Below are 18,805 nucleotides of genomic sequence, written 5' to 3' on the forward strand. Positions count from 1 at the left end.
TACGGATTACCTGGAAACGCAGCGCGATCGGCTGCCAAGAGGACCAGAAGCAGACGATCCGATCGCTCGGCTTTCGCAAGCTGGGGCAGACGGTCGAGTTTTCCGACAGCCGGACCGTGCGTGGTATGATCCACAAGGTCCGGCACCTGGTCCTCGTCGACGAGAGCGACCAGAGCGCAAGGCAGGAGCAGCGACGCCGTGGATCTTAGTCAGCTTTCCGCGCCCGGGGCGCGGCATCGGCGGATCCGCGTCGGCCGCGGCAATGCGTCGGGCAAGGGCACCTACGCCGGCAAGGGTCTCAAAGGCCAGAAAGCGCGCAGCGGCAACGACATCCGCCTCGGGTTCGAGGGCGGCCAGTTGCCGCTGGTGCGGCGCATGGCGCGCAAGCGCGGCTTCACCAACATCTTCCGCGTCGAGTACGAGTGGGTGAACCTTCGCCAGCTCGCGGCGTTGCCGGCTGGCAGCGTCGTGACGAAGGATTCGCTGCTCGCGGCCGGCGTGATCAAGCGCGACGACAAGCCGCTCAAAGTGCTGGGCGAAGGCGAGCTGACGCATCCGCTCACGGTGCGGGCGCAACGCTTCACCAGCGGGGCGCGCCAGAAGATCGAGGCAGCCGGCGGCACGGTGGACGAGTTGGAGCCGCGGCCGGTGCGCGAGGCGGCCGCGCCCGCGGCAGCAACGGAAGCGCCAGGGGAAGCGCCAGGGGAAGCGCCAGGGGAAGCGGAGGAGTAGGGTGGCACAGCCGCCGACGGCAGCGCAGGGCAACCGCCCGCGCCTGCTGCAAGCCTGCATCGATGCCTTCCGCCAGCCGGACGTGCGCGAGAAGTTGCTGTTCACGTTCGCCATGCTGGTCGTGTTCCGCGCGATCGCCCACGTGCCGCTGCCGAATGTCAACCAGGCCGCGCTCACCGACGCCTTCAACGGCAACGCGGTGCTCGGCTTCCTCAACGTCTTCAGCGGCAACACGCTGCGGCGGCTGAGCGTGGCGACGACGGGCGTCTACCCCTACATCACGGCCTCGATCGTGATGCAGGTGCTGGTGCCGGTGGTGCCGCGTCTGCAGGCGCTCTCCAAGGAGGGCGAGCGCGGCCAGAACCAGATCCAGCTCTACACGCACTGGCTGACGGTGCCGCTCTGCCTCTTCCAGGCCTACGCGCAGCTCTCGCTGCTCACGCGCACCAGCACGCCGGCTGGCCCGGTGCTGCGCGACTTCGGCCTGTTCAGCGCTGGTACCTTTGTGCCGACCATCGCCACGCTCGCCTCGGTGCTCGCCGGCACGCTGTTCTGTATCTGGATCGGCGAGCTGATCACGGAGAAGGGGATCGGCAACGGCATCTCGATCCTGATCTTCGGCGGCATCGTCGCGGCCATTCCCAGCCTCGCGGGCAACAACATCTTTTCGGCCTCTGGCGTGGCCGCGATCATGCTGCTCGCGGTGCTCACCTTCATCCTGATTCTCGCGATCGTGATCTTCAACGAGGCGACGCGCCGCGTGCCGGTGCAGTACTCGCGCAGCGTCTTCCGCGGCGGGCGCATGTACCGCCAGTCGGGCCAAACCTACATTCCGCTGAAGGTCAACTCGGCGGGCATGATTCCGCTGCTCTTCGCCTTCTCGCTCATGATCCTGCCCAGCTTCATCGCCCAATACTTCGCCACCTCGGCCACGGGTTGGGTGCGCGACTTCGCCCACTGGCTGCAGACGGCGTTCCAGCCCAACGGCCTGATCTACCAGGTGGCCGTCTTCTTCCTGGTGATGATCTTTACCTTCTTCTATACGATCATCATCTTCCAGCAGCAGAACGTGGCGGAGAATTTGCAGAAGCAAGGCGGCTTCATTCCCGGCATCCGCCCCGGCCGGCCGACCTCGGAGTATATTAACCGCGTGCTCTTCCGCATCACCTGGGCTGGGGCGCTGTTCCTGGGCATCGTCTCGATCGTGCCCTACTTCGCCACGCGGCTCACCGGCGTGCAGGCGCTGACGATCAGCGCCACCGGCTTTTTGATCGTCGTCGGCGTCGTGATCGACACGATGAAACAGCTTGAGGCGCAGCTCCTGATGCGCAACTACGAAGGCTTCATACGCTAGCGGCGCCGTTGGCGCCGCGCCGGACGGACGCATGTACATCCTCCTCCTCGGCGCCCCGGGCGCCGGCAAAGGCACCCAGGCCGAGACGCTGATGCGCGAAACGGGCCTGCCGCAGATCGCCTCCGGCGATCTGTTTCGCGCCGTGCGCACGCAGCAGACCGAGTTGGCCGCGTTGGTGCGCTCCTACTACGACAAGGGCCAGCTCGTGCCGGACGACGTGACCATCCGCATGTTCCTGGAGCGGCTGGCCGAGCCGGACGCGGCCAACGGCGCCATGCTGGACGGCTTCCCCCGCACGCTCGAGCAGGCGCGGGCGCTCGACGCGGCCTTCGCGCGCGAGGGCAAGGCGATCGAGGTCGTGCTCTACATCGAGGTCTCCGAGCCGGAGCTGATGACGCGCCTCTCCGGCCGCCTGATCTGCAAGAACAACGGCCTGCACGTCTTCCACGAGGTCACGCACCCACCCAAAGTCGCCGGCGTCTGCGACATCTGTGGCGGCGAGCTGTACCAGCGCGTGGACGACAAGCCGGAGACGGCGCGCGAACGGCTGCAGGTGTTCTTCAACCAGACCATGCCGCTGGTGGAGTATTACCAGGGCCAGGGCAAACTGAAGCGGGTCAATGGCGAGCAGGCGCCCGACGCGGTCGGGCGTGAGCTGATCGCCGCCGTGCGGGGACTGCGCGATGGCGCGGCGGTTTAACCTCCCGCTGCCGCGCCGGCGGCGCTGGACGAACGGCACGGAACGGCGCGAGGCGCGAAGGCAGGCGGAAGTCGTGGTCGAGGTCAAGTCACGCGACGAGATCAAGGTGATGCGTGAGGCCGGCCGGCACGTGGCCGAGGTGCTGCAACTGCTGGGGCAGGCGGTGCGGCCCGGCCTCGTGGTGCGCGAGCTGGATGAGATCGTACTGGACGAATACAAGCGTCGCGGCGTCACGCCGACCTTCTTGAACTACGCGCCCGGCGGGAAGCCGCCGTACCCGGCCACGGTCTGCGTCTCGATCAACGAGCAGATCGTGCACGGCATCCCCGGCAGCCGCGTGTTGAAGGACGGCGATATCGTCTCGCTCGACTTGGGCGCGACATTCAAGGGCTTCGTCGGCGACACGGCGATTACCGTGCCCTGCGGCACGGTCTCTGCCGAGGCGGCGCGGCTGATCGAGACGACGCGCGGCGCCCTCCAGGCCGGCATCGAGGCGGCGCGGGCCGGGTCGCGGATCGGCGACATCGGCGCCACGGTGCAGCAGTACGCCGAATCTCGCGGTTACAGCGTGGTGCGCGAGTACGCGGGGCATGGCGTCGGCCGGCGCATGCACGAAGAGCCGCAAATACCGAACTACGGGGAGCCGGGCACGGGACGGATCCTGCGGCCGGGCTGGGTGATCGCGATCGAGCCGATGGTGAACGTCGGCACCTATCTGACGCAGGAACAGCCGGACCGCTGGACCGTTTCCACGGCCGACGGCAGCCTCTCGGCCCACTTCGAGCACACGATCGCGATTACCGAAAACGGCGCCGAAGTGCTGACCCTGCCGTAGCCACCGGGGCGGTACAGTGCGACAATACGGCAATGCGACTTGAAGCAGTAGCAAGAGGCCGCTGCGCATGAACCTGCATCACTAACCGTGGGGGTATATGGCAAAGAAAGACGGGATCGAAGTTGAAGGCACGGTGAGAGAGCCCCTGCCGAACGCCATGTTCAAGGTCGAGCTGGCGAACGGGCATGAGGTGCTGGCGCACATCTCCGGCAAGATCCGGCTGCATTTCATTCGGATCTTGCCGGGCGACCGCGTGCTGGTAGAGCTGTCGCCCTACGACCTTTCGCGCGGGCGCATCACCTATCGCTTCAAATAGAACGCTGTGCTAACATTGGCGTTTGGAGCGCCCGACGCGCCGTGCCTTCGCGCACGGCTCGGCGTCGGACGTGCGTTTGCGTGAGCGGCGGGCAGCCCCGGCGCCCGCGGCAGGGATAGTTGGTGATGAAAGTTCAAGCGTCGGTGAAGCCGCGCTGCGAGAAGTGCAAGCTGATCCGCCGGCACGGCGTGCTGCGCGTGATTTGTCAGATACCGAAGCACAAGCAGCGCCAGGGATAGCGGAGAACGCTCCCGGCCGCGCGTGCTGCCTGCACGCGCGGCCGGGTTTGGCCCCGCGGGGCCAGGAGAACGGGACTGATGGCACGTATCGCCGGCGTCGACATTCCTCGCGACAAGCCCGTGGCGATCTCGCTGCGCTATCTCTACGGCATCGGGCCGAGCAACGCGCTCAAGATCATCGACCAGGCGCGCGTCGTACCCAGCACGCGCGTGCGCGACCTGACCGACGACGAGGTCAACCGCCTGCGCGAGATCATCGACAAGCAGTACGTGGTCGAGGGCGATCTGCGGCGCGAGGTGCGGCAGAACATCCAGCGGCTGATCGACATCCAGTGCTACCGCGGCCTGCGCCACCGGCGCAACCTGCCGGTGCATGGCCAGCGCACGCGCACCAATGCCCGCACCAAGCGCGGCGCCCGCCGCACCGTGGCCGGCAAGCGGCGCGCCGGCAAGAAGTAAGCCTGGCAGCGTTCTGCTGACGGCAGCAGCGCCGGCGTGCCCGTGTGCGGGGGAGACGGTCAGACACGCCGCGGCGGCAGCATCCCCCGGCGGCAGATGGAGACGGTATGGCAGAGAGACAGCAGCGTGCGGGGGCCCGCAGCGCGCAGCGCGGCAAGCGGCGTGAGCGGAAGTCGGTGCCGCGCGGGCGCGCCTATGTGCAGTCGACCTTCAACAACACGATCATCACGCTGACGGACCCGAACGGCAACGCGCTCTCCTGGGGCAGCGCGGGCAGCTCCAACTTCAAGGGCTCGCGCAAGAGCACACCCTACGCCGCCCAGGTCGCGGCCGAGGGCGCCGCCCGTCGGGCGATGGAGCACGGGCTGCGCCAGGTCGATGTCTTCGTGCGCGGGCCCGGCAGCGGGCGCGAGGCGGCGATCCGCGCCCTGCAATCCGCCGGCCTGCTGGTGCTCAGCATCCGCGATGTGACCCCCGTGCCGCACAACGGCTGCCGCCCGCCCAAGCGGCGGCGGGTGTAACCACCCACTTCTGGCGCTTCCGCGGCCCAAAGCGGCCCGGCGGCCGGCAGGACCGCGGGGCTGGTGGGCCGTCTGTCTCACGGGATCAGGGCAACTGGAGAGGATTTCGTCCATGGCGCGATACACGGGCCCGGACTGCCGGGTCTGCCGCCGGCACGGTGAGAAGCTGTTTCTGAAGGGCGAGCGCTGCATGGGGCCGAAGTGCGCGATCGAGCGGCGCAACCAGCCGCCCGGGCCGCGCAGCACGCGCCGCCGCAAGGTCTCTGACCGCGGCCTGCAGCTACGCGAGAAGCAGAAGGCGCGCTTCGCCTACGGCGTGCTGGAGAAGCAGTTCCGCATCTACTACGAGCAGGCCGTGCGCCGGCCGGGCGTGACCGGCGAGAACCTGGTGCGGTTGCTCGAACAGCGGCTCGACAACGTCGTGCACCGCCTCGGCTGGGCGGATTCGCGCGACCAGGGCCGGCAGATCGTGCGCCACGGCCACATCACGCTCAACAACCGCAAGACGGACATCCCTTCGGCCCAGGTGAAGATCGGCGACGTGATCGGCTGGACGCCGGGCGGGCGCCGCACCGAGTACTTCAAGGTCCGCGAGGCGATGGCGCAGTCGGCCGCCACGCCGAGCTGGCTGGCCCTCGAACGCGAGCAGATGATCGGCCGCGTCACCGGCATGCCCGCCCGTGCCGACGCCGACCGCACCTTTGATGAGAGCGTCATTGTCGAATACTACTCTCGCTAACTACCCACTCGCCCTGGGATTTGCGGCGGAGGACTTGGAGACCGGGCGGGCCGCCCGGGGAGGAACATCGTTGACCCAGCTAGTGACACCGCAAATCGAAATCGAAGAGAGCGAGGAGGGCCGCCCCTCACGCTTCGTCGTGCAGCCGCTGCCCGCCGGCTTCGGCACGACCCTCGGCAACGCGCTGCGGCGCGTGTTGCTCAGTTCGCTGCCCGGCGCGGCGATCACCGCCGTGCGCATCGACGAAGTGGACCACGAGTTCTCCACGATCGCCGGCATGAAGGAGGACACCACCGAGTTCCTGCTGAACCTCAAAGAGGTGCGCCTGCAGGCGTACTCGGACCGGCCCGGCAAGCTCTACCTTGAGGTACAGGGCGCGGGCGAGGTTACCGCTGCCCAGATCCAGCCCACCGCCGACTTCGAGATCGTCAATCCGGCGCTGCACCTCGCCACGCTGGACGACGACAGCGCCCGCCTCACCGTGGAGCTGACGGTCGAGCGCGGCCACGGCTATGTGCCCGCCGGCGCCGCCGGCGGCATGCAGATCGGCATGATCCCGGTCGACGCGATCTTCACGCCGGTGCGCCGCGTCAACTACAACGTCGAGCGCATCCGCGGCGAGGGCGCCGCCTCCAGCTACGACAAGCTGATCCTCGAGGTCTGGACGGACGGCACGATCACGGAGCAGGAGGCCGTGGCCCAGGCGTCCGATATGCTGATCGCGCACTTCTCGCTGTTCAGCCATCTCGGCCGCCCCACGGTGCAGCGCGACGACAAGGGGCTCGGCCCCGTCTCGATGCTGCCGCCCGACCGCTACAACACGCCGATCGAAGACCTCAACCTCTCCGTCCGCGCCTACAACTGCCTGAAGCGCAGCGGCCTGATGACCGTGGGCCAGGTGCTGGAGAAGAGCGAGGACGAGCTGCTCTCGCTGCGCAACTTCGGCCGCAAGTCCTACGACGAGCTGCGCGACAAGCTGGTGGAGATGGGCTTCCTCGACCCGTCGGCGCTTGCCGCCGGCTCCTCTTCGACCGCGCTGGGCGATGAGGAAGGCGAAGAAGACGAGGAAGAGCTGGGCACGCTGGGCGCGGCGCTGATGGAGGCGCTGCGCGGCAAATCCGACGCGTCGAGCGGGATCGACTTCCTGCGCCGCCGCGAAGACGACGAGGAGGAGTAGCGCCGCGACGCGCTGCTGAGATCTGCGATGCGACACGGCGTAAGCGGCCGTAAGTTCGACCGGAACACCGGCCACCGCACGGCGATGTTCCGCAACCTGGTGACCGACCTGCTGCGCTACGGCCGGATCAAGACCACCGCGCCGAAGGCGAAGGAGATCCGGCCCATGGCGGAAAAGATCATCACGCTCGGCAAAGACGGCACCGTGCACGCGCGCCGGCAGGCGCTGCGCGTGGTCTACGACACGGACGTGGTGACGCACGTCTTCGCCGAGCTGGGGCCGCGCTACGCCGATCGCCCCGGCGGTTACACACGCATTATCAAGCTCGGGCCACGGCTGGGCGACGGCGCGGACATGGCGATCATCGAGCTGGTCTAGCGCCGGCCCGGCGGCGGGGCACGAAACTGGAGGAGCACGAGCGAACCTTTGCGCTGCGCCTGGCCTACGACGGCACGAACTACCGCGGCTCGCAGCTGCAGGCGAACGGGCCGTCGATCCAGGGTGAGCTGGAGCGGGCCACGGAGCCGCTGGCAGGACGAGCCGTGCGGGCGCGGTTCGCCGGCAGAACCGATGCCGGTGTGCACGCGACGGGCCAGGTGGCGGTGCTCGAGCTGCCGCGGCGCTGGTCGGCAGGCGAGTTGCAACGGGCGCTGAACGCGCGGCTGCCGGCCGCGATCGCGGTGCTGGCGGTGGCTGAAGCGCCCGCGGGCTTCGATCCGCGGCGCAGGGCGCTCTGGCGGCGCTACCGCTACCGGGTCTGGAACGCGCCGGTGCGTTCGCCCCTGTTGCTGCGCACGGCCTGGCACGTGCGCTATGCGCTGGACGCTGGGGCGATGCGGCGAGCGGCGGCGCTGCTGGTGGGAGAGCACGATTTCGCCTCGTTCGCGGCGCCGCTGAAGCAGCCCAACGCCGCGACGGTGCGCACGATGGAGGAAGCGGCCGTTGCCGGGGAGGGGCGGCTGCTGCGGTTTGAGTTCAGGGCGAACGCCTTCCTGCCGCACCAGGTGCGGCGAATGGTAGGCGCGCTGGTGGAGTTGGGCAGAGGCAAGCTGAGTGAGCAGCAGATCGAGGCGTGGCTGCGGCAGCCCCAGCCCGGCGCGGCCGGGCCCGCGGCGCCGCCGCAGGGGCTGTGCCTGGTGGACGTAGCCTACGCCGAGCTGCGATTCGAGGCGGGTGAGGACGCATGAAGACCTACAGCACGACGCGAACCGAGGTGCGCCGCACCTGGCACGTGCTCGACGCCAGCAACATTCCGCTGGGCCGCCTGGCCACGCACGCCGCGAGCCTGATCCGCGGCAAGCACAAGGTGACCTACGCGCCACACCTGGACACGGGCGACTACGTCGTCGTGATCAACGCGGAGAAGGTCGCGCTGTCGGGCCAGAAGCTGGAGCAGAAGAAGTACTACAGCCACTCGCAGTACCCGGGTGGGCTCAAGATCCGCTCGGTACGCGAACAGATCGAGCGCAACCCGGCGCGCGTGGTCGAGAAGGCGGTGTTCGGCATGCTGCCGCACAACCGACTCGGCCGCTCGCTGCACGGCCATCTCAAGGTCTACGTCGGCCCGGAGCACCCGCACGCGGCGCAGGTGAACGGTCCGGCGCAGCCCGCGCTCTCGCAACCGCCACCGCCCGACCGCGCCCGCGCGAAGAAGGCCGCAGCGAAGCCGGCTGCCACGGCGAGCGCGACGGCGCCGGCCGCGATGGCCGCGCCGCTCACCCAGGCGCCCTCGGCCCAACTGCCGGCGGCCGAAGAGCCTGCTGCCGAGCTGCCCGCGGGCGAGGAGCCGGTGGCCGAGCTGGCCGCGCCCGAGGAGGCAGCCGAGGCGCCGGCAACCGAAGAGAACGCGACGGCTCACAACGCCGAGGAGGCCGACCGGTCATGATGCAGCACGAGCACTACTTCCACGGCACGGGCCGGCGCAAGACCTCGGTGGCGCGCTGCCGCCTCTACCCCGGCACCGGCACGATCGTGGTCAACGGCAAGGCGCTGGAAGAGGTGTTTACACGCCCGCTGCATCAGGCCGTCGTGCAGCAACCGCTGCGCATCACCGGCCAGGCGGGTCGCTTCAACCTGCAGATCAAGGTCGAGGGCGGCGGCATCACCGGCTGGGCGGGCGCGATCTCGCACGGCATCTCCCGTGCGCTGGTCGTGGCCGACGAAACCCTGAAGCCGACGCTGCGCAAAGCCGGCCTGCTCACCCGCGACGCCCGCATGAAGGAGCGCAAGAAGTACGGCCTCAAGCGCGCCCGCAAAGCGCCGCAGTACACCAAGCGGTAGCGGCTCGGCCCTCATCCTCACCCCCGTGATATTCCACTGATCCTTCTCCCAATCTTGGAGAGAAGGAGAGGGGCGATCCGGCGTCGGGCAGTCCGAGCGATTTGCGATTACCCCGGCATGGTAGGGGCCGTTCGCGAACGGCCCGTCGCGGCCGCAGCCGCGACCAGCGGCGTTCCGCACAGCCACCCGGAACGGTGACGCACCGGCCGACCGAGGTTGTACGACTCGTGCAGGACATCCGGACGGCTACGCGCCCGCGTCAGCCGAAAAGCTCGGATCAGGCGACAACGCCGCAAGCTCGGCCAGCGCGAGGTCGGCGGCCTGGTCCAGCGACAGCGCCTGCCCCTCCGCCCACGCCTGCGCAAACTCCTCCGAACTGAGCGCCGTCTGCGTCCGCGTTAGGGCTGCTTCGAAGGCGGCGTCAAAGTAGGACCGCCAGAAGCCGTACTGCTCTGCGTCCCGCCACGTGCTTTCGCATGCGGCCAGCAACCGTGCCGCCGCCGCCGGCCCGCTCCGGGCGGTGAGGACACCCGCCAGCCCCGCGAGACCGGTGGTAGTGAACGGCATGCTGCCGATTTCGGTCGCCGCGCGCAGACCAGCTTGCAGTTCGACCACTGCCCGCTCGAAGTCCCCCTCACTGCTCGCCAGCAGTCCCAGGTCGATGCCGTACATCGCGAGCCGGAAGCGGTCTCGGAATGCCTCGGCGAGCGGGCGTGCCTCCAGGAGCAGGCGGCGTAGCTCGTCAGGATGCCCTTCGAGCCGCTCCAGCCAAGCCAGAAGCCCGAGCGTGTGCATGATGAGGTAATCGGCGCCCGACTCGCGGGCGAGGCGTACGGCCTCCTCGAAATGGGGCCGGGCGCCGGCGGCGTCGCCGGCCTGCCAGCGGGGCCACCCGGCGTAGCCCTCGGCGTACGCCATCACGCGACGATCGCCCGTGGTCCGAGCTAACGCCAGCCCTTCATCCACCAACTGCTGCGCCCGAGGCCGATCGATTGTTGATAACGAATCACCCAGAGAGCCGAGAGCAAGGCTCAACCCGCGCACATTCCGGACTACTCGGAAGGTCGCCACAGTCTGTTCGGCATAGTCCGCCGCCACCGTCGATTCGCCCAGAAAAATGGCGAGTTGCGTCGCCCAGCTAAGGGCAACGCCTCGAGCGAGGGGAAGCTCCTCTACTCCGCGTATGCCGAGCATCCGCGCTAGCTACCGCTGTCCCTCGCCGAGTGCACGCATCAAGAACCACGTGCCCAGCGAACCGGCTAGCCGCAGCCCCAGTGCCGCGTCCTGCTGCTCAGCCAAGCACTCCAGCGCCGCGGAGAATTCATCGTGCTCGGGATCCAGGGCGCGCAGGAGGTCCAGCGCGCAGCCGGTACGCCGATACGTCGCGGCCGCCCGCTCGACCAGGTCGGTGTAATACTCCGCGTGATGGCGGCGCAGCGCCGCTGCCTCGCCACTCGCCTCTAACTGTTCGAGCGCGAACTCCCGTAGCGTCGCCAGCATGCCGAAGCGCGTCTCACCGTCCAGCCCGCGCTGGTGCACGAGGCTGTTGTCCACCAACGAAGTGAGTCCCTCCAGGAGGTCGAGTTCCCCCGCCCGGTCGCAGATCGCCGCGGCCGCCGCCAGTGTCCAGCCGCTGGCAAACACCCCCAAGCGTCGGAACAGCGCTTGCTCGGCCGGCTCTAGCAGCTCCCATGACCACTGCAACGTATCGCGTAAGGTTTGCTGCCGCCGCGGACGTTCGCGCTCGCCGCCGGTTAGCAGCGGCAGCCGTTGGTCCAGACGCTCCAGCAAGGCACGCGGCGGCAGCAGCCGCACCCGTGCGGCGGCGAGTTCGATTGACAGCGGCAGACCGTCGAGCCGGGTACAGATGGTCGCGATGGCGATGGCGTTGTCCGCGGTCAGCGCAAAGTCCGGCTCCAGTGCCTGCGCCCGCGCGACGAAGAGCTGCACCGCTGGATTGTGGCGCACCCGCTCGGGCGCGGCGTCTCCGGCGAGATCAGGCAGCGGCAGCGGCTGCAGGGTGTAAACATGCTCGCCGCCCACGCGGAGCAGCACGCGGCTGGTCACGAGTATGGTCGGCCCGAGCGCCGCCGTCAGCAGCTCGTAAAGCTGCGGCGCCGCCGCCACCACCTGCTCGAAGTTGTCCAGCAACAGCAGCAGCCGTTTGCGCCGCAGATAGGCGGCGAGCGAGACGGCCAACGAGCGGCCCTCGCTCTCCCGCACCGTCAGCACCTGGGCGATAGCCGGAATCACGCCCACCGCGTCCAGCACGCCGAAAAGGTCCACGAACCAGACGCCGTCCGGAAACGCGTCCAGCATCTGGGCCGCGACCTGCAGAGCGAGCCGGGTCTTGCCGCTGCCGCCAGGACCGGTGAGCGTGATCAGCCGCGCCGCGCCCAGCAAATGAACGAGATCGGAGAGCTCCTGCTCGCGGCCGATGAAGCTGGTGAGCTGGAACGGAAGGTTGTTCGGATGCGCGTCGAGCGTGGCGAGCGGCGGGAAGGCATCCGGCAGATCCGGGGCGCGGAGTTGGAAGATCGGTTCCGCCTCGCTGAGATCTTTGAGGCGGTGCCGGCCCAGATCCACCAATGGGACGTGCTGCGGCACAGTCCCGCGTACCAGCACCGCCGTCGCCTCGGAGAGCAGGATCTGGCCGCCGTGGCCAGCAGAGCGGAGGCGGGCGCAGCGGTTGACCGCTGAGCCGTAGTAGTCACCTTCACGCAGGTCCGCCTCGCCCGTATGCAGCCCCATCCGCACCCGCAGCAGACCGATCTCGCCCCAATCCTCGGCGGCGAGCGCCCGCTGGCCGGCGAGCGCGGCGGCCACGGCGTCGGAGACACGGACGAAGACGGCGAAGAGCGAGTCGCCTTCGCCGCGCGGGCGGACGACCACCCCGTCATGCCGCTCGAAGACTTGTGTCAGCAGGGCGTCGTGGCGGGCCATCACCTGGCGCATCGCCTGAGAATGCTCTTCCCAGAGGCGCGTCGAGCCCTCCACGTCCGTGAACAGGAACGTGATCGTGCCCGTCGGCAGCGTCGGACTCGGCCAGCTACTCATCGCCAACAGCATAGCGTTTGGCGCGATGCCTTGCCGTCATCGGACCGCGGTCAGCGGAGGCCATCATCCCCAACCGCGGCATCACCGTGCGCAGCTCCGACGCCGCACGTTCCGCAATCGCGCCGGAACGCCCGCCACTGGCTCGCCCCTCTCTCCCATACGCTCTTGAACCGATGGAGATCTCCAGCACTCGGTGTATGGGAGAGAGGGGTCAGGGGGAGTGAGGGCCGCCCGTTTCCAGCCCCGCCTTGATGCGCAGCAGCACCGCCTCGCGCTGCTTGCGGAAGCCGCCGCCGACCATCACGCGGTCCAGCAGCTTGCCGACGAAGCCGCCGGGCAGGCGCAGATCGGCGCGGTAGCGCGCCAGCGTGCCGGAAGCCGTGGCGCTGAGCCGCCACTCCTCGTGGAAGCGGGCGCCGCTGCCGAAAGCGAAGCCGATCGCCAGGAAGCTGTCCGGCTCGTACGCCGTGATCGAGCCCTCAAATGCCTCGTCGCTGCCCGTGAGCGAGGCCCAGCCGCTGAACGCGGCGCCGGCTTCGGGCACAAACGCGGGCGCCTCGATCGAGCCGACCGTCGGATCGAGCGCCGGCCGCCGCGGCAGGTCGGCCAGCGCCGCGAACGCCGCCGCCGGCGACAGGGCGAAGACGGCCTGCGCATCCACGCTCGCCATCGCTCAGCCGCGACGCCGCGCCGCGCGTCGCCGGCTCATCCGTGCATCTCGACCGGCGGCGCCTTCTTCGAGGAGGTGTCGAAGCTCAGCAAGGCCGCGATCAGGCCGGTGAGGAAAACGCCGTCGAACACGCCCGCACCGCCGATGCTGAGCACGCCGGAGCCGATCTCCGACATGCGCCCCAGGTTGCTGAGGTCCGCGCCGATCAGGATGCCCATCGCCCCGGCGATGTAGGCCACCGGCGCCGCCCGCCGACCGCCCGTCAGCAGCAGCGCCGCCACCGCCGCCACGATCGGTCCCAGCAGCAAGGGCATCGTGATGCCCCGGCCGGGAACGATCGTGGCCGAGATGTGCGCGATCACGGCGACGATCGCCGTCGCCGCGAGTGTGCGCAGCAGGGGAGCCCGCGGCAGCAGCCAGAGACTGAGCAGAATGGGAATCACCGCGCCGCCGACGTTGATCGCCACGATCTGGTTGTTGGCCATGTGCGGGTGCACGTAGTAAATGTGCTCGCGGATGCGGAAGAAGCCGCCCGGTTGAAACTCGGGATGGCTGGCCCAGATCGGGATGTTGATCAGGCTGCCGATCGCCGAGGCGACGAAGATCAGGAACGTGGCCCAGGGCGAGATGCCCAGATGCTCGAACGAGATCGTCAGCAGATCGAAGGCGACGACGATCAGCAGCACGCCGAGGCCGATGGCGATCAGAGCGATGACGAAGGGTACGTGCATGGCGCTAGTATACGGGCCAGCGGCCGCCCGTCCGCTACGCCGCGCGGGCGGGCGCCGCCACCGAGGAGAGACGCGCCATGCTCGCGCTGCGCATCGCTGACGGCCTGCGCCTGGATCCCGCGGCCGCGGAACCGCGGCCCGGGCCAAACGAGGCGCTGGTGCGCATGCGGCTCGCCGGCGTCTGCGACACCGATCTGCAGCTCGTGCGCGGTTACATGGGCTTCCGCGGCGTGCCCGGCCACGAGTTCGTGGGCGAGGTGGCCGCCGCGCTGGATGCGTCGCTGATCGGCGCCCGCGTCGCCGGCGAGATCAATGCCGGCTGCGGCCGCTGCGAGGCATGCGCCGCCGGCTGGCAGCGGCACTGTCCCGACCGCACGGTGCTCGGCATCCTCGGCCGGAACGGCGCCCACGCGCAGTTTCTCAGCCTGCCGCTGGAGAACCTGCACCGCATACCCGCCGGCCTCGACGACGAGCTCGCCGTGCTCACGGAGCCGCTCGCGGCTGCCTACGAGGTCGTGGAGCAGCGGCCGCCACGGGCCAGCGAGCGCTGGCTGGTGCTGGGCGACGGTAAGCTCGGCCTGCTCGTCGCGGCCGTTTTGCACAGCGACGGCGCGGCGCCCGTGCTCGCCGGCCGCCATGCGCGGAAGCTGGCGATCGCGGCGGGCTGGGGCGTGCGCACGGCGCCGGCCGAATCGCTGAACGAGCGCGGCTGGGATGTCGTGGTCGAGGCGACTGGCGCCGCGGACGGCCTGGAGCGTGCGCTGGCGCTGGTGCGGCCGCGCGGCACGATCGTGCTGAAGACGACGGTGGCGGAACCGCCGCGCGCCCCGCTGGCGCCGATCGTGGTGGATGAAGTGACGGTGATCGGCTCGCGCTGCGGCCCGTTCCCACGGGCGCTGGCCGGCTTTGCCCGCCTGGAGGCGGCCGGCGTGCGCCTCGCCGAGCTGATCGAGGCGCGCTTTCCGCTCTCCGACGGCCTCGCCGCCTACGAACGCGCGGGCCGGCGCGGCTCGCTCAAGGTGCTGATCGAGCCGTAGCCGTGTCCTCCCCGCTGCCATCCTCCGCGTCGAAGACGGCACGCGCCACGCGCATCGCCTCCACCGCGACGGGGAAGCCACCGTAGACCGCCAGGTGCATGATCTGCTCCGCGATCTCTTCGCGGCTGATGCCGATGTTCCGCGCCACGCCGATATGCAGCCGCAGCTCTTCCGGCAGGTGCAGCACGGTCAGCACCGTGAGCACGACGCGGCTGTGCTCGCGCAGGCTCAGTCCCGGCCGAGCCCAGAGGTCAGCGAAGGCGCTCATCGCCACCCAGCGCCCCCAGTCCGGCGTGATCTCGGCGGGGACGGGCAGCGGGGCACGGTTTTGCTGTGGGAACAGGACGCGCAGCACGGCGCGGGCGCGCTCCCAGCGGTCCTCGGGCAGGTCCGCGAGCGCGGGGCCGGCGGTGTCGGCCACTTCAGGCGGATCGAGATCAGGCGCCGAGTCGAACGCCTGGCGCAGCACGCGCATGCCCTCCACGCCGACGGGAAAGCCCGCGTAGCCGGCGACGTGCATCACGATCTCGCTCACCTGGCGGCGCGAAAGGCCGTTGCGCAGGGCGCCGAGGGCGTGCAGCCGCAGCTCCTCCGGCCTGTGCAGCGCCGTCAACGCCGCCACGGTGATCAGGCTGCGGTTGCGCAGCGAGAGGCCCGGCCGCGACCAAACGTCGCCCATCGCCACTTCCAGCGTCCAGGCGCCCCAGTCACGCCGGATCTCTTCCGGCGCCGCGAGCGCGGCGTTGGTCTCACGGTTGGGAAAGATCTGGCGGACCACCTCGGCGCCGCGCAGGAAGCGCTCGCTGCGCTGCGGCCGGACCTGCTGTTCGCTCATCGTCCTGCTCCTCAATGCCTGCTGGTGCGCACGCCGCCTTCGGCGGTGACGCGTTGACCTTGCTCCGGCCACCGTGCCACACTGCCCGTGACTTGAGCAAAGCAAGCTACTTTCACCGGGCCGCAAGCGGGGGAAACGCATGGGCACACAGCCGGGCTACGAAGACCTGATCGTCGAGCGCGAGGGCCACGTCACCACGGTCACGCTCAACCGGCCGGAGCGGCTGAACGCCATCTCCGGGCCGATGCTCTCCGGCCTCTCGCGGGCGCTGATGGCCGCCGAGGCCGATGCAGAGACGCGCGTGATCATCCTCACCGGCGCCGGGCGCGGCTTCTGCGCCGGCCTCGATCTGAAGCGCCAGAACGAGGGCAGCGACAGCGTGGGCGAGGGTCCGGGACGCATGTTCGACCTGCGCAACGCGCCGCCGATGGTGATCCACAACGTCGACAAGCCGATCATCTGCGCCCTCAACGGCGCCGCCGCCGGCTACGGCATGGACCTCGCGCTCGGCTGCGACATCCGCATCGCCTCGGACCAGGCGAAGCTCGCGGCCGTCTTCGCCAAGCGCGGCGTGCTGCCCGAGTCGGGCGGCACCTGGCTGCTGCCGCGGCTGATCGGCTGGGCGAAGGCGGCCGAGATCGCCTACCGCGGCATGATCCTGGACGCGCAGCGCTGCCTGGAGTACGGGCTGGTGAACACGGTCGTGCCGCACGAGACGCTGCTGGAGACGGCCCGCGCCTGGGCCGAGGAGATCGCCAACAACGCGCCGCTGGCCGTGCAGGCGACGAAGCGCATGATGCGGCTCGGCCTGGAAGAGTCGTTCGAGGCGAACGTCAATCACGTCTACCTGCAACTGCTGCCGCTCTTCCGCAGCAACGACTTCCGCGAGGGCTTGCAGGCCTTCACCGAGCGGCGCGAGCCGGTCTTCAGCGGGCGCTAAGCCGTGGCCGAGCACGCGAACGGGGCGATCACCGGGCAAACGACCGCGGACCTGCAGCCGGGCGCGCTGCGCGGCCTGCGCGTGCTCGATTGCGGCCAGATCATCGCCGCGCCCTTCGCCGCCTGCCTGCTGGCAGACTTCGGCGCCGACGTGATCAAGGTCGAGCAGCCGGGCATCGGCGACGCTTACCGCGGCGAGCAGGGCAGTTCTTTCGGCTGGGCGGCGGACGACCGCAACAAGCGTTCGATCACGCTCGACCTGCGCCGGCCGGAGGGCCAGGCGCTGCTGAAGCGGCTGGTCGCCGTCTCCGACGTGGTGATCGAGAACTTCCTGCCCGGCACGATGGAGCGCTGGCGCCTGGGCTACGACGAGCTGGCGGCGGTGAACGAGCGCCTGATCATGCTGCGCTGCTCCGGCTTCGGCCAGACCGGCCCCTATGCGCAGAAGTACAGCTTCGACCGCATCGGCCTCGCCATCGGCGGCATGACCTACGCCACCGGCTTCGCCGACCGGCCCCCCGCGCGGCCCGGCTACTTCGTCGCCGACTACGGCACGGGCCTCTTCGGCGCCTTCGCCGTGCTCACGGCCATCTACAACCGCGACATCGCCCAGGGCGGGCGCGGCCAGATGATCGACGTCTCGCTCTACGAAACCGTCTGGAAGATGTCGGGCACGGTGGCGGCGCAGTACGCCAGCAGCGGTCAAATCCGCGAGCGCAACGGCAACACGGTGCCCGGCGTGGTGCCCGCCGAGCAGTTCGAGACGGCCGACGGCCGCTACGTCGTGGTCCACGCCGGCACCGACCGCGTCTTCTCTCGCCTCTGCGAGACGATTGGCCGGCCCGAGCTGCGCACGGACCCGCGTTTCGCCACGCCGGCCGCGCGGCGCCAGCACCAGGACGCGCTGCACGCCGAGATCGCGGTCTGGGTGCGCGGGCTCACGCAGGCGGAGTGCCTGGGCAAGCTCGACGCGGGCGGCGTGCCGGGCAGCCCGGTGTTCAACATCGCCGACATCTTCGCCGACCCGCACTTCGCCGCCCGCGGCAACATCGTGCGCGTCAAAGATCCGCTGCTGGGCGAGGTGGCGCAGCCGGGCATCTACCCGCATCTCTCCGCCACGCCCGGCACGATCCGCCGGCCGGCGCCGCTGCTGGGCGACGCCAACGCCGAGATCTACGGCGGCCTGCTGGGCCTTGCCCCCGACGAACTGGCCGGCCTGCGGCAGAGCGGCGTGATCTAGCGTGCCGCGCGTCACTGGTTCCTCGGACGGATCCTCCCCTTTCCCGGTTGGGGAGACGCGGCCTGCCGCGGGGGTGAGGCAACGTGGTATACTGGTTTCGGAACACACCTATGGGTACCAAGCACCTAGCTGAGCCGCAGATGCCCACTCCCGACGACGAGCATGAAGAGGCGAACCCGGAGGAAACGGCGCCGTCCGGCGCGCCCGCCGGGCCGCAACCGCCGCCGGCGCTGACGCCGCCGCGCGATCTGCTGACCGCCTATCTGCTACTGCTGCTACGCAACTGGAACATGCACGGCTACCAGCTAATGCAGCAGCTCATGCTCTTCGGCTACCAAACGAACGATCCGGGCAGCATCTACCGCCAGTTGCGCCAGCTCGAACGGCAGGGCTTCATCCGTTCGAGCTGGGAGACGGGTGAGGCCGGCCCGGCGCGGCGCACCTACACGCTGACCGATGCCGGTAACGCCTTCTTGAACGGCTGGGCCACGGCGATTGAGAACTACCAGAAAACGCTGAAATTCTGGAGCGACCTCTACGCCGGCATGGTCAACCCGTTCAAGACCGAGTAAGGCCCGCCGCTCGTTTCAGGACGTGAGCCGCGCCGTGGTGTCGATCACGCGCGGCCGCTTTTCGACGCGGCTGAGATGCTCTTCCAGCAAGTCGTGCGGTATCAACCGCACGAACAACCAGAGCCCGATCAGCGCGATCAACCAGTTGTCCAGCCGCCGCAGCGCCTTCAAGTGCGGCGGCAGAATGTGCAGCGGCGAGAGCACGTAGGCGATCACGATGATCAGCGGCAGCCGGGCGTAGCGCGGCACGCGCTGATCGCGGCGCAGCCGCCAGGCCAGCCGCAGCTTGCGCGCCAGCGAGAGGCCGAGCACGCGGCCCAGGTTCTCCTGCCTCGCCTGGTTTGCCGGTCGCTCTGTCGTTTCGTTCATCAT

Annotated in this window: 25 protein-coding genes; 19 read left to right on the forward strand and 6 right to left on the reverse strand. The window is 69.5% G+C overall.

What is annotated here, in order from left to right; all coding sequences use genetic code 11:
• The 15 genes from rpmD to rpsI form a co-directional block, all read left to right on the forward strand.
• On the forward strand, positions 1 to 209 hold a 209-nt coding region (rpmD, locus tag VKV26_14230; GenBank protein HLZ71055.1), incomplete at its 5' end, for a 50S ribosomal protein L30.
• Positions 199 to 732 (forward strand): 50S ribosomal protein L15, encoded by a 534-nt coding sequence (gene rplO / locus VKV26_14235; protein HLZ71056.1) that lies wholly within the window; start codon positions 199 to 201, stop codon positions 730 to 732. The genes rpmD and rplO, both read left to right, overlap by 11 nt.
• Before the next feature lies 1 nt (position 733).
• On the forward strand, positions 734 to 2,086 hold the full coding sequence (gene secY, locus VKV26_14240; GenBank protein ID HLZ71057.1) for a preprotein translocase subunit SecY: 1,353 nt from the start codon (positions 734 to 736) through the stop codon (positions 2,084 to 2,086).
• Between the two features lie 31 nt (positions 2,087 to 2,117).
• Positions 2,118 to 2,786, forward strand: a complete 669-nt coding sequence (locus VKV26_14245) for an adenylate kinase (GenBank protein ID HLZ71058.1) — start codon at positions 2,118 to 2,120, stop codon at positions 2,784 to 2,786.
• A 73-nt stretch (positions 2,787 to 2,859) separates the two neighbouring features.
• A complete protein-coding gene (gene map, locus VKV26_14250; protein HLZ71059.1) occupies positions 2,860 to 3,621 on the forward strand; it encodes a type I methionyl aminopeptidase in 762 nt (253 codons plus the stop codon).
• 97 nt (positions 3,622 to 3,718) lie between these two features.
• Complete coding sequence (gene infA / locus VKV26_14255) at positions 3,719 to 3,937, forward strand: translation initiation factor IF-1 (GenBank protein HLZ71060.1); 219 nt, start codon at positions 3,719 to 3,721, stop codon at positions 3,935 to 3,937.
• A gap of 125 nt (positions 3,938 to 4,062) precedes the next feature.
• Positions 4,063 to 4,176 (forward strand): 50S ribosomal protein L36, encoded by a 114-nt coding sequence (rpmJ, locus tag VKV26_14260; protein ID HLZ71061.1) that lies wholly within the window; start codon positions 4,063 to 4,065, stop codon positions 4,174 to 4,176.
• A 78-nt stretch (positions 4,177 to 4,254) separates the two neighbouring features.
• Entirely contained in the window at positions 4,255 to 4,635 is a 381-nt protein-coding gene (gene rpsM / locus VKV26_14265) for a 30S ribosomal protein S13 (GenBank protein ID HLZ71062.1), read from the forward strand.
• A gap of 107 nt (positions 4,636 to 4,742) precedes the next feature.
• The gene (gene rpsK / locus VKV26_14270) at positions 4,743 to 5,156 is read left to right on the forward strand and encodes a 30S ribosomal protein S11 (protein HLZ71063.1); all 414 of its coding nucleotides are present in this window, start codon (positions 4,743 to 4,745) and stop codon (positions 5,154 to 5,156) included.
• A gap of 112 nt (positions 5,157 to 5,268) precedes the next feature.
• A complete protein-coding gene (rpsD, locus tag VKV26_14275) occupies positions 5,269 to 5,895 on the forward strand; it encodes a 30S ribosomal protein S4 (protein ID HLZ71064.1) in 627 nt (208 codons plus the stop codon).
• 70 nt (positions 5,896 to 5,965) lie between these two features.
• Positions 5,966 to 7,072, forward strand: a complete 1,107-nt coding sequence (locus VKV26_14280) for a DNA-directed RNA polymerase subunit alpha (GenBank protein HLZ71065.1) — start codon at positions 5,966 to 5,968, stop codon at positions 7,070 to 7,072.
• Positions 7,073 to 7,099: 27 nt separating this feature from the next.
• A complete protein-coding gene (gene rplQ / locus VKV26_14285) occupies positions 7,100 to 7,450 on the forward strand; it encodes a 50S ribosomal protein L17 (GenBank protein HLZ71066.1) in 351 nt (116 codons plus the stop codon).
• A 53-nt stretch (positions 7,451 to 7,503) separates the two neighbouring features.
• Positions 7,504 to 8,259 (forward strand): tRNA pseudouridine(38-40) synthase TruA, encoded by a 756-nt coding sequence (gene truA, locus VKV26_14290; protein HLZ71067.1) that lies wholly within the window; start codon positions 7,504 to 7,506, stop codon positions 8,257 to 8,259.
• Positions 8,256 to 8,957: a 50S ribosomal protein L13 gene (gene rplM, locus VKV26_14295; GenBank protein ID HLZ71068.1), complete on the forward strand. Its 702-nt coding sequence runs from the start codon at positions 8,256 to 8,258 to the stop codon at positions 8,955 to 8,957. The genes truA and rplM overlap by 4 nt, the downstream gene beginning before the upstream one ends.
• A complete protein-coding gene (gene rpsI, locus VKV26_14300) occupies positions 8,957 to 9,352 on the forward strand; it encodes a 30S ribosomal protein S9 (GenBank protein ID HLZ71069.1) in 396 nt (131 codons plus the stop codon). The genes rplM and rpsI overlap by 1 nt, the downstream gene beginning before the upstream one ends.
• A gap of 246 nt (positions 9,353 to 9,598) precedes the next feature.
• Here the strand turns inward: rpsI and VKV26_14305 are convergent, their stop codons facing one another.
• The 4 genes from VKV26_14305 to VKV26_14320 form a co-directional block, all read right to left on the reverse strand.
• Positions 9,599 to 10,270, reverse strand: a complete 672-nt coding sequence (locus tag VKV26_14305) for a hypothetical protein (protein ID HLZ71070.1) — start codon at positions 10,268 to 10,270, stop codon at positions 9,599 to 9,601.
• Positions 10,271 to 10,555: 285 nt separating this feature from the next.
• Positions 10,556 to 12,409 carry an adenylate/guanylate cyclase domain-containing protein gene (locus VKV26_14310; protein ID HLZ71071.1) on the reverse strand — a complete coding sequence of 618 codons (1,854 nt, stop codon included), beginning with the start codon at positions 12,407 to 12,409 and terminating at the stop codon, positions 10,556 to 10,558.
• 211 nt (positions 12,410 to 12,620) lie between these two features.
• Positions 12,621 to 13,079, reverse strand: a complete 459-nt coding sequence (locus tag VKV26_14315) for an SRPBCC family protein (protein HLZ71072.1) — start codon at positions 13,077 to 13,079, stop codon at positions 12,621 to 12,623.
• A gap of 35 nt (positions 13,080 to 13,114) precedes the next feature.
• Positions 13,115 to 13,810: a DUF1614 domain-containing protein gene (locus VKV26_14320; protein ID HLZ71073.1), complete on the reverse strand. Its 696-nt coding sequence runs from the start codon at positions 13,808 to 13,810 to the stop codon at positions 13,115 to 13,117.
• Positions 13,811 to 13,887: 77 nt separating this feature from the next.
• On the opposite strand from VKV26_14320, the gene VKV26_14325 reads away from it, so the two are divergent.
• Positions 13,888 to 14,847, forward strand: coding sequence for an alcohol dehydrogenase catalytic domain-containing protein (locus tag VKV26_14325; GenBank protein ID HLZ71074.1), 960 nt, complete (start codon positions 13,888 to 13,890; stop codon positions 14,845 to 14,847).
• On the opposite strand, the gene VKV26_14330 is transcribed toward VKV26_14325, so the two are convergent.
• Positions 14,825 to 15,682, reverse strand: coding sequence for a carboxymuconolactone decarboxylase family protein (locus tag VKV26_14330; protein ID HLZ71075.1), 858 nt, complete (start codon positions 15,680 to 15,682; stop codon positions 14,825 to 14,827). The genes VKV26_14325 and VKV26_14330 overlap by 23 nt on opposite strands.
• Before the next feature lie 139 nt (positions 15,683 to 15,821).
• Here VKV26_14330 and VKV26_14335 point away from each other — a divergent pair, with 139 nt between their 5' ends.
• From VKV26_14335 to VKV26_14345, 3 genes are all read left to right on the forward strand, one after another.
• Complete coding sequence (locus tag VKV26_14335; protein ID HLZ71076.1) at positions 15,822 to 16,622, forward strand: enoyl-CoA hydratase-related protein; 801 nt, start codon at positions 15,822 to 15,824, stop codon at positions 16,620 to 16,622.
• A 3-nt stretch (positions 16,623 to 16,625) separates the two neighbouring features.
• Positions 16,626 to 17,861, forward strand: a complete 1,236-nt coding sequence (locus tag VKV26_14340) for a CoA transferase (protein HLZ71077.1) — start codon at positions 16,626 to 16,628, stop codon at positions 17,859 to 17,861.
• 140 nt (positions 17,862 to 18,001) lie between these two features.
• On the forward strand, positions 18,002 to 18,433 hold the full coding sequence (locus tag VKV26_14345) for a helix-turn-helix transcriptional regulator (protein HLZ71078.1): 432 nt from the start codon (positions 18,002 to 18,004) through the stop codon (positions 18,431 to 18,433).
• 15 nt (positions 18,434 to 18,448) lie between these two features.
• On the opposite strand, the gene VKV26_14350 is transcribed toward VKV26_14345, so the two are convergent.
• A complete protein-coding gene (locus tag VKV26_14350) occupies positions 18,449 to 18,802 on the reverse strand; it encodes a hypothetical protein (GenBank protein ID HLZ71079.1) in 354 nt (117 codons plus the stop codon).
• Positions 18,803 to 18,805 lie beyond the last annotated feature (3 nt).

The organism is Dehalococcoidia bacterium (assembly GCA_035310145.1).
GTDB lineage: Bacteria > Chloroflexota > Dehalococcoidia > CAUJGQ01 > CAUJGQ01 > CALFMN01.

Bases quoted from the DNA above. Each gene is read 5' to 3' on its own strand.
- VKV26_14305 (HLZ71070.1), bottom strand. From the start codon at position 10,270: ATGGCGTACGCCGAGGGCTACGCCGGGTGGCCCCGCTGGCAGGCCGGC.
- rpmJ (HLZ71061.1), top strand. From the start codon at position 4,063: ATGAAAGTTCAAGCGTCGGTGAAGCCGCGCTGCGAGAAGTGCAAGCTG.
- VKV26_14330 (HLZ71075.1), bottom strand. From the start codon at position 15,682: ATGAGCGAACAGCAGGTCCGGCCGCAGCGCAGCGAGCGCTTCCTGCGC.
- rplM (HLZ71068.1), top strand. From the start codon at position 8,256: ATGAAGACCTACAGCACGACGCGAACCGAGGTGCGCCGCACCTGGCAC.
- rpsD (HLZ71064.1), top strand. From the start codon at position 5,269: ATGGCGCGATACACGGGCCCGGACTGCCGGGTCTGCCGCCGGCACGGT.
- VKV26_14245 (HLZ71058.1), top strand. From the start codon at position 2,118: ATGTACATCCTCCTCCTCGGCGCCCCGGGCGCCGGCAAAGGCACCCAG.
- VKV26_14315 (HLZ71072.1), bottom strand. From the start codon at position 13,079: ATGGCGAGCGTGGATGCGCAGGCCGTCTTCGCCCTGTCGCCGGCGGCG.
- VKV26_14325 (HLZ71074.1), top strand. From the start codon at position 13,888: ATGCTCGCGCTGCGCATCGCTGACGGCCTGCGCCTGGATCCCGCGGCC.
- infA (HLZ71060.1), top strand. From the start codon at position 3,719: ATGGCAAAGAAAGACGGGATCGAAGTTGAAGGCACGGTGAGAGAGCCC.
- rpsM (HLZ71062.1), top strand. From the start codon at position 4,255: ATGGCACGTATCGCCGGCGTCGACATTCCTCGCGACAAGCCCGTGGCG.
- rpsI (HLZ71069.1), top strand. From the start codon at position 8,957: ATGCAGCACGAGCACTACTTCCACGGCACGGGCCGGCGCAAGACCTCG.
- VKV26_14335 (HLZ71076.1), top strand. From the start codon at position 15,822: ATGGGCACACAGCCGGGCTACGAAGACCTGATCGTCGAGCGCGAGGGC.
- VKV26_14350 (HLZ71079.1), bottom strand. From the start codon at position 18,802: ATGAACGAAACGACAGAGCGACCGGCAAACCAGGCGAGGCAGGAGAAC.
- VKV26_14345 (HLZ71078.1), top strand. From the start codon at position 18,002: ATGCCCACTCCCGACGACGAGCATGAAGAGGCGAACCCGGAGGAAACG.
- rplQ (HLZ71066.1), top strand. From the start codon at position 7,100: ATGCGACACGGCGTAAGCGGCCGTAAGTTCGACCGGAACACCGGCCAC.
- VKV26_14320 (HLZ71073.1), bottom strand. From the start codon at position 13,810: ATGCACGTACCCTTCGTCATCGCTCTGATCGCCATCGGCCTCGGCGTG.
- rpsK (HLZ71063.1), top strand. From the start codon at position 4,743: ATGGCAGAGAGACAGCAGCGTGCGGGGGCCCGCAGCGCGCAGCGCGGC.
- VKV26_14310 (HLZ71071.1), bottom strand. From the start codon at position 12,409: ATGAGTAGCTGGCCGAGTCCGACGCTGCCGACGGGCACGATCACGTTC.